Genomic DNA, 2,183 nt, shown 5'->3' on the forward strand with positions numbered 1-2,183 from the left:
TCTGCCACTGGGCCAGTTGCACGCGGCGCGCGCTGGCATGCTCGCGCCACGCCGACGCGCCGCCCACGCAGCCTGCCGCCACCGCCACCGCCACCAGCGCGACGGCCAGGACGGGATGCAGGCGGAAGCGGCGGCGGCGCGGCGCGGTGCGCGGCGGCGCCATCGTTTCCTTCGTTGCCGCGCTAGCTGACGTGCTGATCGACGTGCTCATGGCCGCCTTACTGGTTAAGGTCGACGCTGTACAGCGACAGGTTCTTGGTGGTGTCGTAATTGGCCTGCACCAGCGCGATATTGGCGAGACCGGCAGCCTGTGCCTGCGCAAGCTGGTCCGGGGCCGAGGCGAACACCACCTTGCCGGCCGTCGCCACCTTGGTAAAGCGCCAGCTGCGTGCCGCGCCGTTGGCCGCCCGCGTGATCGAGCCGGCCTTCTTGATGTAGGCGATCAGCACGTCGCGGCTGGCGTCGGGCGAGGCATAGACCGTCTTGCTGCCGTCCAGGCCCGGGAAGTTGCCGCCGCCGCTGGCGCGGTAGTTGTTGGTGGCGACGACGAACTGCTGGCTGGCGTCGAGCGGCACGCCCTTGTAGGTCAGGTTCTTGATGCGGCTGCCTTCGGCCTGCGTCACGTCGATCTCATACTGCAGGTCGGGCGTGGTGAACATGTCGAAGTTGTAGCCGGGAAAGCCGCTGATCAGTGGCTGGTCGGTGGTCTTGGCCGGATCGATCAGGTTGAAGCGTTTGGCCGCGGTCTCCAGCCAGGCCTTGACGTCGCTGCCGCTGACCTTCACCGCATAGATGGTGTTGGGGTAGAGGTAGAGATCGGCCGCATTGTTGATGGCCAGGTTGCCGGACAGCACGTCGGTGTAGTCGTTGCCGCCGCCGAAGCCGCTCTTGAACGGCGCGGATACCGACAGCACCGGCAGCGAGGCCAGCGACGGCAGGTTGGCCGCGATGTAATCCTTCACGTAGGCGGCCTGCGCCTGGTTGACGATCTGGATCGCACCCGGATCGCCCACGTCGGCGAAGTAGGTATTCATGCGGTAGTCGGTGGTGCCGATCGGCGTTTTCACATAGGCGATGGTCGCCTGGTGTTCCGCATCGACCGCTGCCGCTACGCTGGCATCTGGAGCCACAAAGCTCTTGTCGGCGTTCTGCACCGAGCGCGTCTCCACCTTGGTGGCGCTCTTGTCGACCGTCCAGCGGTTCCCGTCATGCGCCAGTTGCAGCTTGATCACGCCGAGACGGCGGCCCCAGTAGTCGGCCATCACCGTAGGCACGCCATTGACCGTGCCGCGCACCTTGTCCACGCCCGGCAGGTTGAACTGCCCCACCGTGCTGGTGGCATCCGGGAAAACCTGGTGCGAGTGGCCGATCAGCATGGCATCCACGCCGGCCACCTTGGACAGGTGCCAGCTGCCGTTCTCCATGGTAGGCGAGTAGGCGGAAGCGTCGAGCCCGCCGTGCGAGATCACCACTACCAGGTCGGCGCCCTTGGCGCGCATCTCCGGCACGAACTTCTCGGCGGCTTCCTTCACGCCCACCGTGTAGACCTTGCCGTCGAGCCAGCGCTTGTCCCAGCTCATGATGGCCGGCGGCGTGAAGCCGATGATGCCGACCTTGACCGGCACCGTGACCGTCTTGCCGTCGGGGCCGGTGGCGGCGATCTGGCGGGTGATGATGGTATAGGGCTGGAACAGCGGAGCACGCGTGCGCACGCTGTACACGTTGGCCAGCACCTGCGGGAAGGCCGGGCCCGCGCACGGCGTCTGCACGCTCGGGTCGGGCAGGCCGTCGACGTTGAAGCGGTTGCCGGTGACCTGGTTCAGGTAGCCCAGGCCGTAGTTGAATTCGTGGTTGCCGATGCCGCCGCCGTCGAACCTGGCGGCGTTCATCACCTTGTACATGGCCAGCGTGTCGCCGCACTTCAGCGGGTTGACCTGGGCCTGGTAGTCGGCCAGCGCGGTGCCCTGGATGGTGTCGCCGTTGTCCAGCAGCAGGTTGTTGGGAAATTCGGCGCGCGCCTGCTTGATCAGGGTGGCCACGCGTTCGAAGCCAAAGGACTTGTCCTCCGCCAGCTTGAAATAGTCGTAGCTGCGCACATTGGTGTGCAGATCGGTGGTCTCCAGCAAGGCCAGCGTCGCCTTGGTGCCCGCCGAGACGGCGCCGGCCTGGGGCGTGGCGACAGT

General features: G+C 66.5%; 1 protein-coding gene and 1 pseudogene. Both read right to left on the bottom strand.

Annotation, left to right across the window (positions count from 1 at the left end):
- Positions 1-211: pseudogene (locus tag P3W85_RS40660) on the bottom strand (hypothetical protein); the annotation flags it as partial.
- Positions 212-218: 7 nt separating this feature from the next.
- Positions 219-2,183, bottom strand: a 1,965-nt coding sequence (locus tag P3W85_RS40665) for a bifunctional 2',3'-cyclic-nucleotide 2'-phosphodiesterase/3'-nucleotidase (RefSeq protein ID WP_276268975.1), incomplete at its 5' end; no start/stop codon positions are given.

The sequence above is a fragment of the Cupriavidus basilensis genome (assembly GCF_029335485.1).
Taxonomy (GTDB): domain Bacteria; phylum Pseudomonadota; class Gammaproteobacteria; order Burkholderiales; family Burkholderiaceae; genus Cupriavidus; species Cupriavidus basilensis_E.